Origin of the sequence: Desulfacinum hydrothermale DSM 13146, from assembly GCF_900176285.1 — a bacterium.
GTDB classification, from domain to species: domain Bacteria; phylum Desulfobacterota; class Syntrophobacteria; order Syntrophobacterales; family DSM-9756; genus Desulfacinum; species Desulfacinum hydrothermale.
Genome location: NZ_FWXF01000002.1, coordinates 20,458 through 40,876, shown reverse-complemented (window position 1 = coordinate 40,876; position 20,419 = coordinate 20,458). Strand labels below are relative to the sequence as shown.

Annotated in this window: 17 protein-coding genes; 12 read left to right on the top strand and 5 right to left on the bottom strand. The window is 61.3% G+C overall.

The annotated features are described in order from the left end of the window. The first annotated feature begins 240 nt into the window (after nt 1–240). The 4 genes from hflK to B9A12_RS02640 are packed head-to-tail and all read left to right on the top strand — an operon-like array spanning nt 241 to nt 3,971. On the top strand, nt 241–1,323 hold the full coding sequence (hflK, locus tag B9A12_RS02655; RefSeq protein ID WP_084056010.1) for an FtsH protease activity modulator HflK: 1,083 nt from the start codon (nt 241–243) through the stop codon (nt 1,321–1,323). Beyond that, nucleotides 1,320–2,309, top strand: a complete 990-nt coding sequence (gene hflC, locus B9A12_RS02650; RefSeq protein WP_212636807.1) for a protease modulator HflC — start codon at nt 1,320–1,322, stop codon at nt 2,307–2,309. Before hflK ends, hflC begins: the two co-directional genes overlap by 4 nt. 45 nt (nt 2,310–2,354) lie before the next feature. Then, nucleotides 2,355–3,578 carry a glycosyltransferase family 2 protein gene (locus B9A12_RS02645; RefSeq protein WP_084056009.1) on the top strand — a complete coding sequence of 408 codons (1,224 nt, stop codon included), beginning with the start codon at nt 2,355–2,357 and terminating at the stop codon, nt 3,576–3,578. Nucleotides 3,579–3,605: 27 nt separating this feature from the next. Further along, nucleotides 3,606–3,971, top strand: coding sequence for a response regulator (locus B9A12_RS02640; RefSeq protein ID WP_084056008.1), 366 nt, complete (start codon nt 3,606–3,608; stop codon nt 3,969–3,971). Between the two features lie 250 nt (nt 3,972–4,221). Here the strand turns inward: B9A12_RS02640 and lptG are convergent, their stop codons facing one another. After that, nucleotides 4,222–5,298 (bottom strand): LPS export ABC transporter permease LptG, encoded by a 1,077-nt coding sequence (gene lptG, locus B9A12_RS02635; protein ID WP_084056007.1) that lies wholly within the window; start codon nt 5,296–5,298, stop codon nt 4,222–4,224. A 12-nt stretch (nt 5,299–5,310) separates the two neighbouring features. Beyond that, nucleotides 5,311–6,516 carry an LPS export ABC transporter permease LptF gene (gene lptF / locus B9A12_RS02630; protein WP_170920286.1) on the bottom strand — a complete coding sequence of 402 codons (1,206 nt, stop codon included), beginning with the start codon at nt 6,514–6,516 and terminating at the stop codon, nt 5,311–5,313. 109 nt (nt 6,517–6,625) lie between these two features. Between lptF and B9A12_RS02625 the strand changes: the two genes are divergently transcribed. The 5 genes from B9A12_RS02625 to nadC all read left to right on the top strand — a co-directional run bounded on the left by B9A12_RS02625 (nt 6,626) and on the right by nadC (nt 13,686). Further along, nucleotides 6,626–7,702, top strand: coding sequence for a deoxyguanosinetriphosphate triphosphohydrolase (locus B9A12_RS02625; RefSeq protein ID WP_084056005.1), 1,077 nt, complete (start codon nt 6,626–6,628; stop codon nt 7,700–7,702). Then, complete coding sequence (locus tag B9A12_RS02620; RefSeq protein WP_084056004.1) at nt 7,699–8,547, top strand: deoxyribonuclease IV; 849 nt, start codon at nt 7,699–7,701, stop codon at nt 8,545–8,547. The genes B9A12_RS02625 and B9A12_RS02620 overlap by 4 nt, the downstream gene beginning before the upstream one ends. A 358-nt stretch (nt 8,548–8,905) precedes the next feature. Beyond that, nucleotides 8,906–10,090, top strand: a complete 1,185-nt coding sequence (locus B9A12_RS02615; protein ID WP_084056003.1) for a hypothetical protein — start codon at nt 8,906–8,908, stop codon at nt 10,088–10,090. A 39-nt stretch (nt 10,091–10,129) separates the two neighbouring features. Continuing rightward, nucleotides 10,130–12,811, top strand: a complete 2,682-nt coding sequence (locus B9A12_RS02610) for a valine--tRNA ligase (RefSeq protein ID WP_084056002.1) — start codon at nt 10,130–10,132, stop codon at nt 12,809–12,811. Between the two features lie 50 nt (nt 12,812–12,861). Next, a complete protein-coding gene (nadC, locus tag B9A12_RS02605; RefSeq protein ID WP_084056426.1) occupies nt 12,862–13,686 on the top strand; it encodes a carboxylating nicotinate-nucleotide diphosphorylase in 825 nt (274 codons plus the stop codon). A gap of 302 nt (nt 13,687–13,988) precedes the next feature. On the opposite strand, the gene B9A12_RS02600 is transcribed toward nadC, so the two are convergent. From B9A12_RS02600 to B9A12_RS02590, 3 genes are all read right to left on the bottom strand, one after another. Continuing rightward, nucleotides 13,989–15,332: an amidohydrolase family protein gene (locus B9A12_RS02600; protein ID WP_084056001.1), complete on the bottom strand. Its 1,344-nt coding sequence runs from the start codon at nt 15,330–15,332 to the stop codon at nt 13,989–13,991. 3 nt (nt 15,333–15,335) lie between these two features. After that, the gene (locus B9A12_RS02595) at nt 15,336–16,658 is read right to left on the bottom strand and encodes an amidohydrolase (protein ID WP_084056000.1); all 1,323 of its coding nucleotides are present in this window, start codon (nt 16,656–16,658) and stop codon (nt 15,336–15,338) included. Nucleotides 16,659–16,756: 98 nt separating this feature from the next. Then, complete coding sequence (locus B9A12_RS02590) at nt 16,757–17,584, bottom strand: purine-nucleoside phosphorylase (protein WP_084055999.1); 828 nt, start codon at nt 17,582–17,584, stop codon at nt 16,757–16,759. 175 nt (nt 17,585–17,759) lie between these two features. Here B9A12_RS02590 and B9A12_RS17740 point away from each other — a divergent pair, with 175 nt between their 5' ends. The 3 genes from B9A12_RS17740 to B9A12_RS02580 all read left to right on the top strand — a co-directional run bounded on the left by B9A12_RS17740 (nt 17,760) and on the right by B9A12_RS02580 (nt 20,405). Next, on the top strand, nt 17,760–17,891 hold the full coding sequence (locus B9A12_RS17740; RefSeq protein WP_281247894.1) for a hypothetical protein: 132 nt from the start codon (nt 17,760–17,762) through the stop codon (nt 17,889–17,891). A 601-nt stretch (nt 17,892–18,492) separates the two neighbouring features. After that, entirely contained in the window at nt 18,493–19,719 is a 1,227-nt protein-coding gene (locus B9A12_RS02585; RefSeq protein WP_212636806.1) for an inorganic phosphate transporter, read from the top strand. Between the two features lie 14 nt (nt 19,720–19,733). Beyond that, the gene (locus B9A12_RS02580) at nt 19,734–20,405 is read left to right on the top strand and encodes a TIGR00153 family protein (protein WP_084055998.1); all 672 of its coding nucleotides are present in this window, start codon (nt 19,734–19,736) and stop codon (nt 20,403–20,405) included. The last annotated feature ends 14 nt before the right edge of the window (nt 20,406–20,419 follow it).

Genomic DNA, 20,419 nt, shown 5'->3' with positions numbered 1-20,419 from the left:
TTCCTGTGGGCGGCCTCGGCCGCGTTCCGGTTCGCCAGTGAGCCGGCCTTTGCACAAAAAAGCCCTTGCATGGGGGAACTTACAGCCCGGTTGGATGGCGCCCAGACGGGCTGTGTCGATCGTTTGAGAGCCATCAGGAGGTGTAGACGGGGGAGTCTCCGACCGTTACGCACCGCTGGCGTAATTGACGGGTGACGACGATTTCATGCGTTCGTTGTTGTTCAAGGGAGAGGAGTGGTTATGGATTGGGAACGACCGCCACACAGAGGGCAGGGGCCCGGAAATGTGCCGGATTTGGAACAGGTGTTGACTCGGCTGAAGGACCGCTTTCAATTCCCCTGGCTCAAAGGCAGTCCCTTCTGGCCGCTGGCTTTGATCGTCCTGGTCGCCGTTGCGGCCTTCAATTCCTACTACACCGTGGAACCCCAGGAGACTGCCGTGGTGCAGCGCTTCGGTCGGTTTGTGCGAACCGAAGGGCCGGGTCTCCACTTCAAGATCCCACTGGGGGTGGAAAGGGTCACCAAGGTGCTCACGGGGCGGGTGCTCCAGCGTGAATACGGGTACCGGACCGTGGCGCCCGGTGTGCGGTCGCGGTTTTCGGAAAAAGGCTTCGAAGAAGAATCCCGCATGCTGAGCGGCGACCTGAACGTGGTGGATATCCAGTGGACCGTTCAGTACAAGGTCCGGGATCCCGCCAAATATCTGTTCCGCTTGAAAGATGTGGAAGAGACTCTGGACGATATTTCGGAATCGGTGGTGCGCCGCATCGTGGGCAACCGCTATGCCGACGAGGTGCTCACGGTGGGCCGGGCGTCCATCGCTGGGATGGCCCGCCAAGAGATCCAGCAGATCATGGACACCTACCACACGGGCCTCCAGATCATCACGGTGAAGCTGCAGAACGCCAATCCGCCCGAGCCGGTGAAGGCGGCCTTCAACGAGGTGAACGAAGCCCGTCAGGAAAAGGAGCGCATGATCAACGAGGCGGAACAGGTCTATAACCAGCGCATTCCAAAGGCTCGGGGGCAGGCGCGCCAGACCATCACCCAGGCGGAAGGCTATGCCACCGAAAGAGTGAATCGCGCCCGGGGTGAGGTGGCCCGGTTCCAAGACATCCTGGCCGAATATCGGAAGGCCCCGGATGTGACCCGTCGGCGCATGTATCTGGAGGCCATGGCGGAATTCGCCCAAAAGGCGGGCCGCCTGCTCATCTTGGATACGGAAAAATCGGGCGTGCTGCCGCTACTCAACCTGAACGACCTGGTGCCTGGAGCGGGGAATGCTTCGGCCACGCCTTTCGCCGGCGGGGAGGTGAAGAAATGATGCCCAAAGGTGTTCGACTGATCGTGGTGGCGCTCTTTGTCATTGGAGCCGTCGCCTCCAGTTCGCTCTTCGTGGTCACGGAAACGGAGCAGGTGGTCATTACCCAACTGGGAAGGCCCGTGGGCGAGCCCATCACCCAGGCGGGGCTCCACTTCAAACTGCCTCTCATCCAGAAGGCCAACTTCTTTGAAAAGCGGGTGCTCAAGTGGGATGGGAGTCCCAACCAAATCCCCACTCGGGACAAAAAGTACATATGGGTGGACACCACGGCCCGCTGGCACATCAAGGATCCGCTGCTCTTCCTGCAGAGCGTGGGCACCGTCTCCACGGCCATGAGCCGGTTGGACGGCATCATCGATTCGGTGGTCCGCGACCACGTGTCCAACAACAATCTGGTGGAACTGGTGCGCAGTGAGGGCTGGGAGCAGGCCCGTGACAAGCTCATGGAAGCCGGCCTGGGGGATTACCAATTGTTGCTGAGCACCGCCACTGAAAGCGATAAGGACATGTCCCCCGTGCTCAAAAAGGGCCGGGAGAAGATCACCCGAGAGATGTTGGCCGATGCGGCCCGGCTGGTACCCGAATTCGGTATCGAGCTTTTGGACATCCGGATCAAGCGGATCAACTATGTTCAGTCGGTGCAGCGGAAGGTCTTTGACCGCATGATTTCCGAGCGCAAGCGGATCGCAGCACAGTACCGCTCGGAAGGCGAAGGCGAGAAGGCCGCCATTCTGGGCAAGATGGACCGGGAACTGGCAAGGATTCAGTCGGAAGCCTATCGCAAGGCCCAAGAGATCCGGGGTAAGGCCGACGCCGAAGCCACGCGCATCTATGCGGAGGTCTTCGGGCAGGATCCGGAATTCTACCAGTTTTACAAGACCCTGGACTTCTATCGAAAATACGACAATCCGAACAGCCTCTTTCTGATGGGAAGCGATGCCGACCTGTTTCGCTACCTGAAGAGGATGGAAGGAGCCGATCGCTGATCGTGAGGCGCCGGCCGAGGGCCTTTGGAGGCAGGAGATCCACGGATGATCCACTTGGAAGAAAATCCCCAAAACGTGACAGAGGCGGAACTGGTTGTCGCCTTCCCCACCTTCGATGAGGCGGCTTCCATCGGGCGGGCCGTGGAGATCGTGGGGCAGGGCTTGCAGGAGGCCTTTCCAGACCGACAGGCGGTGATCATCAACTGCGACAATCATTCCCTGGATGGAACCCGGGACGCCTTTTTACAGGCGGCCACCCCTGTTCCCCGGATCTATCTGTCCACCGAGCCTTCCCAGCGAGGCAAAGGGGCCAACCTGCGCATGCTGTTTCAAAAGGTTCTCGACCTGAAGGCTGAGGTCGTGGTGGTGCTTGAAGCGGACATCTCCAATCTGAGCCCCTCCTGGGTACGCCTATTCGCTGAACCGATCCAGAAAGGCGCCGCCTATGTGACCCCTTTTTACATGCGCCATAAATACGAAAACACCCTTACCTCCTGCCTGGTCTATCCCATGTCTCGATGCCTCTATGGACGGCGGGTGCGCCAGCTGGACGCTGGCGACTGTGCCTTTCGCGGGGATCTGGCCGCCACCTTCCTGGATGCGCCGGCCTGGGGCGACGCGGTGGAGGCCACCGGGATCGATGTGTGGATGGGCACGGTGGCCCTGGTCTCGAGGGTCCCCGTGTGGCAGACCTTTATAGGCATGCCGAAAGAACACCGCATGAAGGACCCTTTCGCTCAACTGAGCGTCCGGTTCCGGCAGGCGGTGACCACCCTGTTTGATCTTATGGGGGCTTACGAAGACTTTTGGCGTCGGGTCAAGTGGAGCAAGCCCACAGCGCTCTTCAACCTGGACGGGCAAGAGGTGGAAAGCCCCCCCATCGTGGAGGTGAACACGAGCCGGCTGCACCAGAGGTTCCACGAGGGCTTCCAGGAATTCGAAGGCCTGTGGCGGGAGGTGTTCGATCCCATGGTCTTCAACAAGCTCGATGAGATTCGTTCCATGAGCTTCGAACAGTTCACCTTTCCCACCCACACCTGGGCGACGCTGCTCTTCGATGCGGCTGCAGCCTATCGGAGGATGGGCGAGGATGGCGAAGCCAGGTCGGCCTTGGTGGATTCACTTCTGCCCCTGTATCTGGGAAAAGTCGTCTCGTATGTGAAACGCACCGAGCGAATGTCCATCCAGCAGGCGGAAGAGCATGTGGAGGGCATGTGCGCCGTTTTCGAGGAAAGCAAGCCTTACTTGCTGGAAAAGTGGCCTCACTGATGCTGGAGCCGGCAAAGGAGGAGGATCATGGCGAAAATACTGGTCGTTGACGATGAAGAACACATCCGCTTGCTCTATTCCGAGGAACTGCGGGAAGCCGGCTATGAGGTGATCACTGCAGACAGTGGGTACAAGCTGCTGGAGCGAATAGAAGAGGAAAAGCCGGATCTGGTGATCCTGGACATCAAGATGGTGGACTACGACGGGCTGGATCTCCTTCAGGACATACGTGGGCGCTTTTACGATCTTCCGGTGATTCTGGCCACGGCCTATGACACTTTCAAAGAAGACGCCAAGTCCATCGCTGCGGACTACTATGTGGTGAAAAGCTTTGACCTGACGGAGCTGAAAAAAAAGATCGCCATGGCCCTGGAAACCCACCTGCCGGAATGATCGCCCATCCGTGTTCCAGGGACTTGGTACTCTGTTGCTTTGAGAGCGCGCCCGGGAGGGGATGGAGGGCAAGGTGGTCCCTGCAAAACCGGAGGCCAAGATCCCAACACCTTATCGACGCAGGCTTCCGCGGAAGCCGCGCCTGAGACGGGCGGGAACGGCCGTTGACCCACGGGGTGGGTTGTGCCTTTTCGCCCCCGCTCCGCCGGATTCATGACGCACCGCTTGTCACCTCTGGTTTTCGATGTCCCTACTGCGGTGCTTTGAACCACAAGGTGCCTCCGAGAAGGGCAAAGACAACGTTGGCCGCCCACACCCCTACCACCGGATGGATGAGCTCTGCGTGGGCCATGGACACCCCCACCTGCAAGACCACCAGATAAAGAAAGGTGAGCAGGAGTCCGAGGGCGATGCCCAGGGCTACGCCTCCGCGGTGGCCCAGGTGCAGGCTGATGCTCAGCCCCAGTATGGCCAGGACCAAGGAGGTGCAGGCGATGGCCAGGCGCGAATGGAGCTCGGTCACGTAGGTCGTGGCGTTGTAGCCTTCCTCTTCGATCCGGCGCGCGAACCGATACAGATCCAACCAGTTCAGCTCCTCCGGGAGCGCCTTGGCCGCCTGGAAGTCCTGCGGGCGTTCTTTAAGATGGAGTTCCAAAACGTCAAAGCTTTGTTGAGACGCTCGCCGGTCCTTGAATTCGGTGAGCGCCCCCTGGCGGGCCTGCCAGCCCCGGCCCGTCCAGGATATGGTCCGGGCGTCCAGCCTCCGCTCCAAACGAAAGTCTTCACTCAAAAAGTAGAGAGTGGCGCCCTGGAAGACGGCCCGCTTGGGGTCGTAGACCCGCGCTTGCCACAGGACGCCATCCCCGCGATACCACACGTTTTGATGGGTCCAGCCCATGCGGGAGGCCGTCTTGGCGATCCGTTCCTGCCAGATCCGGACGGCCTGCCGGTTCAGGGGGCGCCCTGCGGTTTCACCCAGGCCGAAGGTGGCGGCGCTGAGAACCAGGGCCGTCACCACCACCGGACCCGCATAGACCCAGGCGTTCAAGCCGGCGGCCCGCAAGGCGATGATTTCACGGTTTCGCTGCAAGAGCCCCAGTCCAATCAGGGCAGCCAGAAGCGTGGCGATGGGGATCCCCTGGGAGACAATGAGGGGGGTCTTGCAGGCGAAGTAGAGGAGAGCGTCCTGCCATGAAGCGTTCTTTTCGATGATGTCATCGAACTTTTCGAAAAAGTCGATGACCAGGTAGATGCCCACGAAGCCGAAAAGGGCGACGCTGAAGACGGCAAGAAAGTGGCGCACGATGTAACGGGTGATGATCTTCATGACGGAGCAATCCTACTTTCCCGCACTGTGATCCGGGCTTTCGCTCTTTTTTTTCGGAAGCGAGCAGGTTTTCAACCACCGGGCGCACACCGGCTGCAACTTGTTCCACCAGGAAACGACAGCGAAGGGGGTTTCATCCTGGGCTTTCTTCCACAGGTAGAAAGCCAAGGAGGCGGAGGCCAGATTGGGAAGCCAAATGCCCAGGGCGGGCCAAAGAATCCCTTCTTCCCCCAGAGCTTTGCCCGCGGATAAGACCACATAGTAGGCCAGGAAGATGGCGATGCCCAAAGTGATCCCGCTCATACGATGGCCGCTTTGGAAGAGAGCCCCCAGGGGGGCGGCGACAAATCCCAGAAAAAGGCAGGCGAAGGGCAGGGCCAGCCGCTTGTGGTATTCCAGCGTGTAGGGGGTGCCGCGGGACGATTGCATGGCACGGCGGAGCTGGGCCATGGTCATTGCGCCCTTATCCTGCTTCCCGGCGCTCCCCGGGTTCAGCAATTCGTCCAGGCTCAGCACCAGGTCATAAGACCCGAATCGGATGGTCTGACTGGCCTTCAAATCGTTGCCCACTCGGCTGATGGTGCCGTTTTCGATGCGAAAGACGAGGGCGTTGTGGGCCTTGGCGTCCAGAAGCCGGGCGCTTTGCGCCACGATGGTCGCCCGTGTTTGAGGATTGCGCGTGTCATGGATGAAGACGCCCTGAATCTCCCGGGTCTTGGGGTCTACCCGGTCGAAGAAAAAGACCATGTCGGGCACTATATCGATGAATCGACCTTCCTTGAGCAGCGCCGGCACGACCGCATGGCTCAGGGTGCGCAAGGTCTCTTTCAGTTGCCGGGTGGAGGTTGGCACCAGGGACAACGACGTGTAAAAAGACAGGGCGGTGGTCAAAAGGACCACGGTGGCCACCGCAGGCCACAGCTGGCGGAACGCCACGCCGGCGCTTCGAATGGCCACCAGCTCGTTGTCCGCCGTGAGCCGAAGGAATCCCAGAAGGATGCCGATGAGCGTAGCCATGGGCAGGGCGTACAGGGCCATCTTGGGCAGAGCCAGCCCGATGACCCGGACCAGGTCCAGCCATGTGACCGATCCGGAGAAGAGGTAGGTGGTCAATTGCATCATGCGGCCCGCCAGCAGGATGAGCAGCAGCCCGGAAAAGCAGATGAACGCCGGGACCAGCTGCTCCAGGATGAGATAGCGGTACAAGATGCGACCCATGGCGGACAATCCTTCCTTTCTGGTTGAAACGATGACTGAGGACCCCGGGTGAGGACTTCGGGGCTTCAGCGGAACCTCTTCCATTACCCAATGGACGAAGGGAGGGTCAATGCTGAAAAGTGAAAATCCACTCCGCAGCGGCTTCCAGACCCTGCGGGACTGGCTGGAGGAGCGGGAGTTCCTTTTTCTGGCCGAACAGGCTCAGAAGAGCCGGGAAAGCCGCGGCCGCCGCCGCCAAGATCCCGAATGTCCCCTGCGAACCGCCTTCCAGAGGGACCGGGACCGGATTGTCCACAGCAAGGCCTTCCGTCGGCTCAAGCACAAGACGCAGGTCTTTCTGTCCCCCACGGGAGATCATTACCGCACGCGGCTGACCCACACCCTGGAGGTGTCTCAGATCGCCCGGACCATCGGCCGGGCCCTGGCCTTGAACGAAGATCTCATCGAAGCCATCGCCTTGGGCCATGACCTGGGCCACACCCCCTTCGGCCACGGGGGGGAACGAGTGCTCAACCAGATCCATCCCGGGGGATTTCGCCACCACGAACAGAGCCTGCGCGTGGTGGATCGGCTGGAAAAGGACGGGCGGGGCCTCAACCTGACCTTCGAGGTGCGCGACGGCATCCTCAAGCATTCCAAGGGCAAAAACCATCCCGTCCTGGTGGATGCCGGCAAGGGTCCGGTGACCCTGGAGGGGCAGATCGTGCGGGTGGCGGACATCGTGGCCTACCTGAATCACGATTTGGACGACGCCATCCGGGCCGGGGTGCTGCGTTTGGAGGACATACCGGAATCCATTCGGTGCGGGCTGGGTGCGACCCATGCCCAGAGAATCCACGCCATGGTGGAAGACACCATCCAGGCGAGCCTGGCGTGCGGGCTCCGTGAAATCCGCATGGGGCCGGCCATGCGGGATTTGGTGGACAGCCTGCGGGCCTTTCTCTTCGAAAAGGTCTATGAAACGGAACCCATCCGAAGAGAATTCGAACGGGCCCGGAAGATCATCGAGGACCTCTACGCCGCGCTGCTTCGGGATACGGATCTGTTCCACCGGGAAATCGGAGATCGGGACTGCCAGGAATCCCGGGAACGTCAGGTCTGCGATCATATTGCGGGGATGACGGACCGTTACGCCCTGGAGCTCTACAAGAACCTCTTTCTTCCCCGTCCGTGGATGAAGCTATGATGCGCATCGGCTTTCACCTGTCCATCTCCGGGGGGCTCCCGGCGGCGGTGGATGCCGCCGAACGCCTGGGATGCCGGGCGGTTCAGATCTTTGTGCGAAACCCCCGTCAATGGAAAAACCGTCATCTGGACGACGGGGAGATCCAGGCTTTTCGCAGGCGTCGCCGCCAAGCCGCCCTGTGGCCGGTGGTGGTGCATCTGTCCTATCTTCCCAATTTGGCCGGGCACGACGAGAGGATCCGGGAAAAGTCGCTGCGGGCCCTGAAGGAAGAATGGCGGCTGGCGCGGCATATCGGTGCGGACTATCTGGTGGTCCATTGCGGCCATCACCACGGGCTGGGCCTGGATAAAGGCCACGAGCGGGTGGCGGAAGCCCTGGCGTGGGTACTCACCGAAAATGAAGGCAACCACGGCCCGACCCGGATTCTCTTGGAGAATGCGGCGGGGCAGGGAACGGAAGTGGGATCTTCGTTGGGGGAACTTCGCCGCATCCGAGATCTGCTGGGCCCTTTGTCCGTGCATGTCGGCTATTGCGTGGACACGGCCCATGCCGCTGCCGCCGGCTACCGGTTTCGAACCCGGGAGGAACTGGAGCGCTTCGTGGCGGAGCTGGACGCCATTTTGGGGCTCCACCGAGTGGCGCTGTGGCATCTCAACGACTCCAAAGTGCCGGTGGGAAAACGCGTGGACCGTCACTGGCACGTGGGATGCGGCGCCATCGGCCGAGAGGCCTTCCGCCGCTTCGTGCACCATCCCAGGCTGAAATCCATCCCCGCCATCATGGAAACGCCCAAAAAGGGCGATCAAGACGATCTGGAGAACCTGGCACGCGTCCTGAGTCTGTGAGACATGCGAACCGTGATGCGTGAAGTCCAATCGGCAAATCGCAAACGGTGAGTTGTGAACTGCAAAGCAGGATCAGACAACCGACCTTCGAGAACTAAAGACGGAAAACTCCGACGCCTGTGCTGACGGTGGCGCGCCGGGGCTCCGGGTGGGGAGCGGGCGCAGAGGGAAGGTCGGGGTTATCCGCTTGACACAAAAATTTTTCACGTGCTAACGCTACCTTGCGCATCTTCCCTTCCCCATGGATCCTCACTCCGCGTCGGTGGAAACATCTGGTGGAGCCCCGAAGGGGCGGGGCCTGCAGGGGGAGGCGTTGGCACCGTGCGGTAACCGCATACTTGAGCCGGGAGGACAGCCCATGAGCGACAAGAAGAAGCCGGACGAAAAGGATATCCCTCAAACGGAGGAAAACCAGGAAGAGGCAGGGCGAGACCTTTTCGAGGGCTTTGACAAGCTGGACGAGTTGGATGACGAGGAGATCATCGAGCTGGACGAGGTGGTGGAGGAGGGCGATGCGCCCTTGGAGCCGCTACCCGACTTGGATGACGGCCTCCCGGATCTCGAGGACATGGACCTGGACGAAAGCCTGGATAAGTCGCTCTTCGAAGAGGATTTGGAAACGGTGGAATTGGCGCCTGGGGAAGAGGAAGCCGCCCCTGCCGCCGCTCCGGAAGGAGCTCCGGACGAAGCACCGGCGGACGAGGTGGATCTGGACGCTCTGTTCGATTCTGTAGGCGAGACCTCGCAGGAACCGGAACCGGCGCCGGAGGCCCCCCCGGCACGGGACTTGGAAGCGGAACCCGCCGCCGAAGAGGGGACTGAAGCGGTCCCGGCGGAAGAGGAACTGGGCCGGTTGAATTCTGAGGATCTGGGCCAGTTGGAATCTTTGGTAAAGGAAGCGGAGCCTCCGGCGGATCAGCCGGATGCGGAAAGGATATCCCAGGAGACCTCCGCGGAAGAGACGGAGGCGCTTGAGGAGGCCCTCTCGGAAGGTGAAGTCCCGGAAGCGCTCAGCGAGGACGAAGAGGCCTTTTTCCAGGAACTGGAAAAGGCCGCGGAGCTGGACTTCAAGGGAGATGAAAAGGCTCTTCCCCAAGAACCTCGGCCGGAATCGGAGGAGCCTTCGGAGCCCGTTTCGGATGGTGTCCCGGAGGCAATGGAGCTTCCTTCGACGGAGGAACCCGGCCTGGAAGTGGATACCGATCTGGATCTGGGGGAGGCGGCCTCCGTGGCCGCTGCCGCACGGACGGCCGATGCGTTGGCCCCAGTGGAATCTCCGACCGAGAACCGGCACGCTGAGGCGCCTGCCCGGGAGCCTTCGGCGGAATCCACCGAACAAGAGGACAACGCGGCCATTTTGCGCCCGATCCTGGAAATCATGGAACGACGGCTCCAGCGGCGGCTGGAGGAACATCTGGATGCGCAGTTGGAAAAGCAGCTTGAGAAAACGGTCCAGGAAATGTTACGAGAGCAACTTCCCCGCATCGTCCGGCAGGTGTTGCGGGATGAAATCGAACGGCTCACCAAGAACCTCACTCTGTGATGGTACAGCGGAATGAATCGGTTGGGAGGAAGAGCGTCCATGGACAAAGGCCAGTTGCCGAAAGCCTACGAGTTCCACGATGTGGAGGCCCGTATCTACTCTTTCTGGGAAGAAACCGGGTGTTTTCGGGCCGATGAGCAGTCGAAAAAGCCCGCTTTCAGCATCGTCATCCCGCCGCCCAATGTGACGGGGCAGTTGCACATGGGCCATGCGCTGAACAACACCCTGCAGGACATCCTGTGCCGCTATAAACGTCTCAAGGGCTTTGAAGTGCTCTGGGTGCCGGGGACGGACCATGCCGGAATCGCCACCCAGAACGTGGTGGAGCGGCAACTGGCGCAACAGGGCCTGAGCCGTTACGACCTGGGGCGCGAAAAATTTGTGGAAAAGGTCTGGGAGTGGAAGGCGCAGTACGGCGGATACATCATCAAGCAGCTCAAGCGCCTGGGGGCCTCCTGCGACTGGTCCCGGGAACGCTTCACCATGGACGAAGGGCTTTCGCGGGCGGTGCGGATCGTTTTCGTCAAGCTCTATGAAGAGGGTCTCATCTACCGCGGCACGCGCATGATCAACTGGTGCCCCCGCTGCCGCACGGCCCTGGCCAACATCGAAGTGGAGGGCGAAGAGATTCCGGGCCGGCTCTACCACATCCGCTACCCTCTGGCGGACGGAAGCGGGGAACTGGTGGTGGCCACCACCCGACCGGAAACCATGTTGGGCGACACGGCCGTGGCGGTCCATCCGGAAGATCCGCGCTATCGGGATGCGGTGGGCAAAAAGGTGATCCTTCCCCTCATGAACCGACCCATTCCGGTGATCGCGGACGCTTACGTGGATCGGGAATTCGGCACAGGCGCCTTGAAGGTCACTCCCGGCCATGACTTCAACGACTTCGACCTGGGGGTCAAGCACAACCTGGAACTCATCCAGGTGATCGGAGAGGACGGGGTCATGACCCAGGAGGCCGGTGCCTACGCCGGGATGGACCGCTACGAATGCCGCAAGCGGGTGGTGGCGGACCTGGAAGCGGCCGGTTTTCTGGTCAAGATCGAAGACCACGTGCACCGCGTGGGCCACTGCTACCGGTGCAAGAACGTGGTGGAACCCATGCAGTCTCTGCAGTGGTTCGTGAGCACCCGTCCCTTGGCCGAACGGGCCATGGAGGCCGTTCGGGACGGGCGCACCCGGATCGTTCCGGAAAAGTGGGAAAAGGACTATTTCCAGTGGCTCGAAAACATCGAGGACTGGTGCGTGAGTCGCCAGATCTGGTGGGGACACCGCATCCCCGCCTGGTACTGTGCCGACTGCGGGGAAGTGACCGTGGCCGTGGAGGATCCGGACCGTTGCGGCGCCTGCGGCTCCCCGAACCTTAGCCAGGAAGAGGACGTGCTGGACACCTGGTTCAGTTCGGCCCTGTGGCCCTTTTCCACCATGGGATGGCCGGAAAAGACACCGGAACTGGACAAGTTCTACCCCACCTCCGTTCTGGTCACCGGCTTCGACATCCTCTTCTTCTGGGTGGCCCGCATGATGATGATGGGGCTTCACTTCATGAAGGACGTGCCGTTCCGCGACGTGTATGTGCACGCCCTGGTTCGAGACGCTCAGGGTCAGAAGATGAGCAAGTCCAAGGGGAACGTGATCGACCCCATCATCATGATGGACAAGTACGGTACGGACGCCTTGCGATTCACGCTCACCGCCTTTGCGGTCCAGGGCCGGGATGTGAAGCTTTCTGAAGAACGGATCGAAGGCTATCGCCACTTCGTCAACAAGATCTGGAACGCCACGCGCCTGGTCCTGATGAACGTGGAAGGTGCTTCGCTCCTGGATGAGATTCCCCAAAAGCCCGATCGCCTGGCCCATCGGTGGATCCTCAGTCGCTTCCAGAAGGTGGTGCAAGAGGTGGAGGAAGCGCTGGAAAACTACCATTTCAACCAATACGCCCAGAGCCTCTACCAGTTCTTCTGGCATGAGTACTGCGACTGGTATCTCGAGATGATCAAGCCGGATCTCTACGGCGATGATCCAAAGGCCAGGCTCCTGGCCCAGACCATCTCCGTGTACCTGCTCCGCAATGTTCTGCTCATGCTCCATCCCGTCATGCCCTTTGTGACCGAGGAGCTGTGGCAGAAGCTTCCGGGAACCCAAGGAAGCATCATGCAGGCGGCGTTCCCGGCGGTGGAAATGGGGCGGATCGATGCCCAAGCCGAAGGAGAAATGGGGCTGCTCACGGGCGTGATCGGCTCCATCCGAAACATACGGGGCGAGATGAATATCTCTCCCGCCGCCCGGGTGGAGGTGGTTTGCCTGTGTGCCTCCGAAAAGGACAAGGCTTTGCTGGAAGCCAACGATCGCACCGTGGTGGACCTGGCCCGCCTGAAGGGCCTGAAGGTGGCCCTGCACGGGGAGACGGCCAAGCCCCGGCTGGCGGCCGGAGCAGTTGTTTCCGGCGTGGAGGTCTACGTCCTTTTGGAAGACGTGCTGGATTTCGAAGGCGAAGCGGCCCGCCTCCAAAAAGAGATCGGCAAGCTGGAAAAAGAGCTTGCTGGAACCAGCCGAAAGCTTTCCAACGAGGATTTCCTGAGCCGGGCTCCCGGCCACGTGGTGGAAAAGGAACGGGAGAAGGCACAGAGGCTGGGAGAAAAGCTGGAAAAGATCCGCCACCACTGGCAGCGGGTTGAAGAGCTGCGACGCAACGCGGCCCAATCGGCCGGTTAGGGTACCCTGCGGTGCACCTTCATGGCGACGAAAGGTCTTCTGCCGTGTTCCTGACTGTGGATGAGAGACTGCGGCTGGCCCTCCAGGAAGATGTGGGGTCCGGCGACGTGACCACCTCGGCCACGGTTCCGGAAGACCGCGTGGGGCAAGCGCGCGCGGTGCTTCGGGAGCCCTGTGTCCTTTCCGGACTGGAGGTCTTTGAACGCGTCTTCAACCTGGTGGATCGGGCCCTGGAAATCCAAAGCCCCTACAGGGACGGGAATCAGGCGGATGCGCAAGCGGTGGTGGCTGTGGTCCGGGGAAGGCTTGCTTCCATCCTCACGGGGGAACGGACCGCCCTCAACCTGCTTCAGCGCCTTTGCGGCATCGCCACCCTGACCCATCGGCTGGTCCAGGCGGTGGCCGGCACTCCGTGCCGCATCCTGGATACGAGAAAGACCACGCCCTTGTGGCGCGATCTGGAAAAAAAGGCCGTGCACCACGGTGGCGGCAAGAACCATCGTTTCGGCCTCTTCGACGGCATCCTCATCAAGGACAATCACGTGGCGGCCGCGGGCGGGGTGCGGGCCGCCATCCAACGGGCGCGACAGGCCGCTCCCCACACCCTCCGCGTGGAGGTGGAAGTGGACAGCCTGGAGCAGCTCCAAGAAGCCTTGGATGCCCGCGCCGATGTGATCATGCTCGACAACTTCTCTGTGGATCAGGTGCGCCGTGGCGTGGAATTGGCCGCCGGAAGGGCCCTTCTGGAGGTTTCCGGCGGCGTGACGCTGGAGACCGTGCGGGCCTACGCGGAAACGGGCGTGGATTTTATCAGTGTGGGCGCTCTCACCCATTCCGCTCCGGCCATCGACATCAGCCTGGAAGTCTCCGCCTGACACCAGGAGCCTGTCTCACGATGGCCTCTCGGCCTTTTGGGGCATTCTCACCAGTTGAAATTCCACCGGCCCCGGGGTGCTTTTTTTAAGTTCTCGGACCGCCTTGTACGGGCGGGTTCCAAACCCGCCCCGACTGCTGAAACGCCAGGCCGGCAGCACGGGCCTGCCTGGTCGTCCCAACCTTCCGTCCGCACAAGAAGGGAGCGACCGGGCCGCTCCCGGACATACTCCGAGACACCAGCACGATCCGATCCGCTGAACGCGCCCGGGATCAGAAGAGTCGGAACACCGATCATCCAATTTCAACGTCCGCAGGAACGGACGGTCACGGCGACGCTTTCGGCTTCACAAAGGAGCTGAGGCACGTCCAGGGTGAGGAGCCGTCCGTCCTGAACCACCCGCCGTCCGTCCACCCATACGTGGTTCACATCGGAGGATCGGGCTGCGTAGACAATGTGGGAGACGGGGTCGTAGAGCGGTGTAAGGTGCGGCCGGTCAATGCGAAGGGCGATCAGGTCCGCCCTTTTCCCAGGTTCCAGACTTCCCACCGCATGGGACAGACCCAGGGCCCGGGCGCCGTCCAGCGTGGCCATCCGGAGAACCTGGCGGGCCGGACAGACCGTGGGATCGTTGGCCGTGGCCTTGTGGAGCTTGGCCGTGAGGGCCATCTCCGAAAAGAGGTCCAGATCGTTGTTGCTGGCGCAGCCATCGGTACCGAGTCCCACCGGAACGCCCACCTGGATCAAGGCCGGCACGGGAGCCACTCCGGAAGCGAGCTTGAGGTTGCTTTCCACGTTGTGGGAGAGGCAAGCTCCCCTTTCCGCCAGGAGCGCGATTTCGTCTGGGTCCAGCCAGACGCCGTGGGCGCACAGGGTCATGGGGTCCAACAGGCCCAGGTGGTCCAGATGGAAGACAGGCCGCCTGCCGTAGCGTGTTTCGATCTCTTCCACCTCCCATTGGGTTTCGGAGACATGGATCTGGAACAGGAGGCCTTGGCGCCGACAAAGGTCCTTGACCCACTGCAAAGTCTCCGGGCCGCAGGTGTAAGGGGCGTGGCAGAAGAGGGACGGGCGGAGCCGGGGCGGCCAGCTTCGGGCGGCGTCCAGAAAGGCTTCCACCCGCTGGCGTGCCCGGGATGGGTCCTTGAGATCGGGCGAGGGAAAGTCGAGCACGCCCTGCCCCAGCACGGCCCGGATGCCGGCCCGAGCGGCGGCCCGGGCGGCTGCTTCCTCGAAGAAATAGCCGTCGCAGAAGGTGGTCGTCCCGCCGAGGATCATCTCCGCGCAGGCCAGCACCGTTCCCAGTTCCACGAACGCATCGTCCGCATGGCGGGCTTCCGCGGGAAAGATCACCTCCTGGAGCCACGTCTTAAGGGGTAGATCGTCTCCGATTCCGCGAAAGAGGGTCATGGCCGCATGGACGTGTGTGTTGATGAGTCCGGGCATCACCAGGTGGCCGGACATGGGGAGCGTCTCGCGGGCCCGGTAGCGCGCTTCCAGATCGCGCTGGGATCCCGCGGCCACGACGGTTCCGCCGTCCACGGCCACGGCCCCCTGTTTCACAACGGTCATGCCCGGATCGCAGATAAGAAGCCAATCGATCTCGGTGAGAAGAAGGTCAACGGTCGTGAGATCCTTTGTCCTCATGGGTCATCGAACCTTTTCGGCGATGGTGCGCACGTGCGCGCAGATCCTTTCCACATCCAGGGTGAGCAGCTGCCGGTCTTCCATGACCACTCGGCCGGCGATCACCGAATGGCGCACATCGGAGGCCTGGGCGGCATAAACCAGATGGCTTACGGGATCATAGACGGGAGTGAGATGCGGCTTGCGGAAGTCCACCACGATGAGGTCCGCCGGCGCGCCCGCCTGGATTCGGCCCAGGCCGTCCCCGAAGCCCAAGGCTCGGGCGCCGCAGGCAGTGGCCATGTTTAGCACGGTTCGGGCGTCCAACACGGTGGGATCCTGAGCCGCCGCCTTGTGGATCTTGGCGCACACGTCCATCTCGGCCAGAAGGTCCAGGTTGTTGTTGCTGGCGCAGCCGTCGGTGCCGAGTGCCACGTTCACGCCCCGCTCCAGGAGGGCCGGAACGGGGGCGATACCGGAAGTGAGCTTCAGGTTGCTTTCCGGGTTGTGGACCACATGCACGCCGTGACGCGCCAGAAGGTCCATGTCGTCTTCATCCACCGCCACGCAGTGATCCGCGATCACCCGATCGCTCAACACCCCCAGCTCCGCCAGGTGTGCCACGGGCCTCTTTCCGTAGCGCCGGAGGATCTCCTCCACTTCGGCCTGGTTTTCGCTCAGGTGGATCACCATGGGGACGCCGTGGCTTTCGGCCATGTGGAAGCAGGCGCGGATGAGATCCGGCGAACAGGTGTAGGGAGCATGGGGCTCCACGGCGATTCGCACCAGGGGATGGTCCTTCCATTCCGCGATGAGATCTTGGGTGAAGCGAAGTCCGTTTTCCAGCGGGCCGTAGTGGGGGGAAGGAAAGTCGTAGAGGACTTCGCCCACCAGCGCCCGCATGCCCGCTTCGTCGGCCGCCTGAGCCACTTTGTGCTCAAAGAGGTACATGTCGCAAAAGCAGGTGGTGCCGGAAAGGATCATCTCCGCGCAGGCGAGAAGCGTGCCCCAATAGACCCAGTCCTCCGTGAGTTTCTTTTCTGCCGGAAAGATGTGGTGCTGCAGCCAGTCCATGAGGGGCAGGTCGTCGGCCAAGCCCCGAAAGAGGGTCATGGCGGCGTGGGTGTGGGCGTTGACCAGTCCGGGAAGGACCACGCATCCTTCGGCGTCCAAAACCTTGTGCGGGCGGGTGCGGGCCAAGAGATCGGCCGTGTCTCCCACATCCAGGATGACACCGTCGGACACGGCCACGGCGCCTTGCCGGATCCGGCGGTCCTGGGAATCCAAGGTGAGGACCTTTCCGTTGACGATCAGAAGATCGCAGGGAATCGGTTGCGCGTGTTTCATGGGCATGTATCCGTAATCAGCGATCCGTTGAGGTGTTCGAGGGATGGGGAAGGGGTTGAGAGAAATCCTCCCCACTTGCCGCCTGTGCCCTCGGCCCGTCACAGGCCGGGGAGAATCCGTTCCAGAAGACGCATGAGCTTGGGACCGGCGGCGGAAGCCGTCGCGATCACCTTTTCCAGGGGTACCGGTTCATAGCAGTCCGGGCGGTTGACGTTGGAGATGACCGAGATGCCCAGAACATCCAGGCCGGCGTGCACTGCGGCGATCACTTCCATGACCGTGGACATGCCCACGGCATCCGCACCCAGAGCCCGCAGCATGCGGGTCTCCGCCGCCGTTTCCATGCTGGGGCCCAGCACGCCCACGTAGACCCCTTCGCGCAGGAGCACGCCCTGGGCCAGGGCTTCGCGCCGGGCCAGGGCCTGAAGGCGTCGGCTGTAGGGCTCGGTCATGTCCGGGAAGCGTGGGCCGATCTCATCGAAGTTGGGGCCCACCAGAGGATTTCTGCCGGTGAAGTTGATGTGATCGGTAATGAGCATGAGGTCCCCGGGTTCGAAAAGGGGATTGAGACCACCGGCCGCATTGGAGATCACCAGGGTTTGGACGCCCAGGCGCGCCAGCAGCCGCACTGGAAAGGAGATTTCCAAAGGGCTGTAGCCTTCGTAAAGGTGGAATCGACCTTGGAGGGCGAGGATGTCCCGGCCGGCCCAGCGACCCCACAGGTAGCGGCCTTCATGGCTGGCCACTGTGGACACGGGGTGATGGGGGATGGCGTGGTAAGGAAGTTCCCCGGCCATTTCCATGGCTTCGGCCACGCCGCCCAGACCGGTTCCCAGCACGATGGCCAGGGAGGGCCGAAAGGGCAGGGCGTGGGAGACAGCACGGTGAGCCTCTTCCAGGTGAGTCCGAAATGTGTTCGCATCCATGGGGGAACACCTCTTCTTGGTGATGCGTGGTGAGTGGTATTACCCTCGTGACCGAGCAAAGTATTCTGGGGGCCCCGGTTCTGACAGAGCCGGCTTGTCCCGCCGGGATCCGGATGGTACGGTGATCTCGCTTTCCAGGCTGCATCACGGCCCGCGCATTGCCTGAGGAGATTCCATGACTCTACCTCCGCCTCCGGACAATCAACCCGCGCATGAAAACCTGGTGGCCTTGGTGCGCCGGGTTCTGCGCGAGGAGCCCGATCCGCCCATTTCCCAACCGATTGCTGCCATTCGTGCCGTCAAATGAACGGCGTTCCAAGGAGCCTGTCCGCCAACGGCCTTTTAGCCTTTTTGTGGATTTTAATTGGTTGAAACTCCACTATTCCCTGGGGTCTTTTTGAGCCTTGTCGGGGCGGGTTCGGAACCTGCCCCTACTCAAAGAACAGTCCGACCGCACGGGCCCGCAGGGAGCAATCTGAGCGTTCTCGGGCAATCTGCAGGGAACCGTTCGGCATGGCGCGGGTCGATGGCGTGGAGGAAGAACTGAAGGCCCTGCGCCAGATCGAGGGGGCCGGTTCGAGACCATGGTCAGAAGGATCGTTATCCTTCAATGGATCACGGGAATCGGGTTTTCCTTTCTGGCCGTCCTCATGGGACCGCTCGAATTCTAGCCTTCCTTCGCGCCTCCACATTCCGCCCAGGAAAAGCAGAAAGCTCCGATCATCTCGTGCCGATTCCCACACGGCTCGGCGGCTCAATCATCCAAAAAGACAACGGGCAAGAATTGACATAGAAGCTCCTTTTTGTAAAGATCCGCTGGCCTTTCAAGGCCGTTGAAGCAGCTCGGACCGGGCAGGGAGAGGTCGGTCGTTTCCTCGGGTATTTTCTTCTTGATCGCGAGGTGTTCTGTGGCGGATATCATCCTGATCATCGGCTTTCTGGCGGGGGCCTACATGGCTTGGAACATCGGTGCCAACGATGTGGCCAACGGCATGGCCTCCGCTGTGGGGGCCAAGGCCATCACCTTGCGCCAGGCGGTCTTTATCGGCGGCATCCTGGATTTTGTTGGCGCGGCCTTTATCGGCTCCCACGTCACCACCACTATTCGAAAGAACATCCTGGACGCGTCGGCCATCACCAGCGATCCCAACATCATGATGCTGGGGCTGTTGGCGGCACTGCTGGCAGCGGCCTTCTGGGTCTTCTTTTCCACCTGGAGCCAGTTTCCCGTTTCCACCACCCACTCCATCGTGGGGGCTCTTCTGGGCTTTGGCATCGTGGCCGGGGGCTTGAACGCCGTGCACTGGGGCAAGGTGGTGGCCATCGTCATCAGTTGGATACTGTCGCCCATCTTTGCCGGCTTTCTGGCCTGTGTGATCTTCATTTTTATTCGCAAGATGATTTTCAAACGGCGCAACGCTTTTGTGCGGGCGCTCGTTTGGTCGCCCCTTTTCGGTGGCGTAACGGTCTTTATCGTGGTCATGTCTTTCCTGCTCAAAACCCCGCTGGGCAAGGCCTTGGATCTGGGGCTTTCCCGATCCATGCTGCTGGCCGCCGCCCTGGGCACGGGGTTGGGCTTTGCGGCCAAGAAATGGTTGGGGCGCACCATCCGCAAAATCGACGAGGAGGGAGTGGAAGAGATCTTCAGGCGCTTTCAAGTCTTCACCTCCTGCTACGTGGCCTTGGCCCATGGAGCCAACGATGTGGCCAATGCCATCGGGCCCTTGGCCGGTATCTATGCCATTTACACCATGCATACCGTCTCACCCAAGGCGCCCGTACCCTGGTTCCTTCTGGTGGCGGGCGGTCTATTCATTGCCATCGGCGTTTTCACGTGGGGCTATCGCGTCATCGAGACGGTGGGATCCAAGATCACCACCCTCACCAATACCCGCGGGTTCGCGGTGGACTTTGGAACGGCCACTTCCGTATTGGTGGCTTCCAAGATGGGCCTTCCCGTTTCCACCACCCACGCAGCGGTGGGCGCTGTGATCGGTGTGGGGCTGGCGGGTGGTCTTTCCGCCGTTGATTTCAAGGTGGTGGGCAAGATCGTGGTCTACTGGGTGATCACTCTTCCTTTGGCCGCGATCCCGACTATGCTAATATTCAAGTTGCTTACATTTGTCTTTCTATAGGCACAAGGAGATGGATGATGCGGTCTGCGCTTCTCGGTATTTTTAGAAAGTCCCCCTTCGAAGGGCTGCTGCGCCATGCGGAGCTCATTCGGGAGGCCGGCCCCTTGTTCAAGATGGCCGTCCTGGCCTACCTGGACGAAAGTTTCGAGGATTTCGAAAAGTACCACAACAAGGTCATCGTGGTGGAAAGCGAGGGGGACACGGTCAAGCGGAACATCCGCGGCCACCTGCCCAAGGGGATCCTCATGCCCGTGGACAAATTTCAGCTTCTCTGGTACCTGCGCGAACAGGACAAGATCCTGGATTCCACCCAGGACGCCCTGCACTGGCTGTCCTACCGAAACACGCAGATTCCCGATGAATATGTGGACGATCTGCTGCTCATGGTGGAAAAGATCACCAACGTGCTCAAATCCATCCATCCCCTGGTGCTGGCGGCGGAGAGCTATTTTCAGAGCTTTTCCGAAAATCACCGGGCCATGGTGAAGAGCGCCATCAAGCAGATTCGTGAATACGAATTCGAGTCGGACCAGGTGGAACGAAAACTCCTGTCGGACTTCTTCAATTATCCCTTCGACAATCCCACGACTGCCTTCCACCTGGTGCGCCTGGTGGAATACATGGGCGACATCTCCAATCACGCCCAGAACGCAGGGGACATGATGCGGGCCATGATCGCCCGATAGGAGAGGGGCCCGAA

Bases quoted from the DNA above. Each gene is read 5' to 3' on its own strand.
- hflK (WP_084056010.1), top strand. From the start codon at position 241: ATGGATTGGGAACGACCGCCACACAGAGGGCAGGGGCCCGGAAATGTG.
- B9A12_RS02640 (WP_084056008.1), top strand. From the start codon at position 3,606: ATGGCGAAAATACTGGTCGTTGACGATGAAGAACACATCCGCTTGCTC.
- B9A12_RS02645 (WP_084056009.1), top strand. From the start codon at position 2,355: ATGATCCACTTGGAAGAAAATCCCCAAAACGTGACAGAGGCGGAACTG.
- B9A12_RS02595 (WP_084056000.1), bottom strand. From the start codon at position 16,658: ATGAAACACGCGCAACCGATTCCCTGCGATCTTCTGATCGTCAACGGA.
- B9A12_RS02590 (WP_084055999.1), bottom strand. From the start codon at position 17,584: ATGGATGCGAACACATTTCGGACTCACCTGGAAGAGGCTCACCGTGCT.
- B9A12_RS02625 (WP_084056005.1), top strand. From the start codon at position 6,626: ATGCTGAAAAGTGAAAATCCACTCCGCAGCGGCTTCCAGACCCTGCGG.
- B9A12_RS17740 (WP_281247894.1), top strand. From the start codon at position 17,760: ATGACTCTACCTCCGCCTCCGGACAATCAACCCGCGCATGAAAACCTG.
- B9A12_RS02580 (WP_084055998.1), top strand. From the start codon at position 19,734: ATGATGCGGTCTGCGCTTCTCGGTATTTTTAGAAAGTCCCCCTTCGAA.
- B9A12_RS02620 (WP_084056004.1), top strand. From the start codon at position 7,699: ATGATGCGCATCGGCTTTCACCTGTCCATCTCCGGGGGGCTCCCGGCG.
- lptG (WP_084056007.1), bottom strand. From the start codon at position 5,298: ATGAAGATCATCACCCGTTACATCGTGCGCCACTTTCTTGCCGTCTTC.
- hflC (WP_212636807.1), top strand. From the start codon at position 1,320: ATGATGCCCAAAGGTGTTCGACTGATCGTGGTGGCGCTCTTTGTCATT.
- lptF (WP_170920286.1), bottom strand. From the start codon at position 6,516: ATGGGTCGCATCTTGTACCGCTATCTCATCCTGGAGCAGCTGGTCCCG.
- B9A12_RS02615 (WP_084056003.1), top strand. From the start codon at position 8,906: ATGAGCGACAAGAAGAAGCCGGACGAAAAGGATATCCCTCAAACGGAG.
- B9A12_RS02610 (WP_084056002.1), top strand. From the start codon at position 10,130: ATGGACAAAGGCCAGTTGCCGAAAGCCTACGAGTTCCACGATGTGGAG.
- B9A12_RS02600 (WP_084056001.1), bottom strand. From the start codon at position 15,332: ATGAGGACAAAGGATCTCACGACCGTTGACCTTCTTCTCACCGAGATC.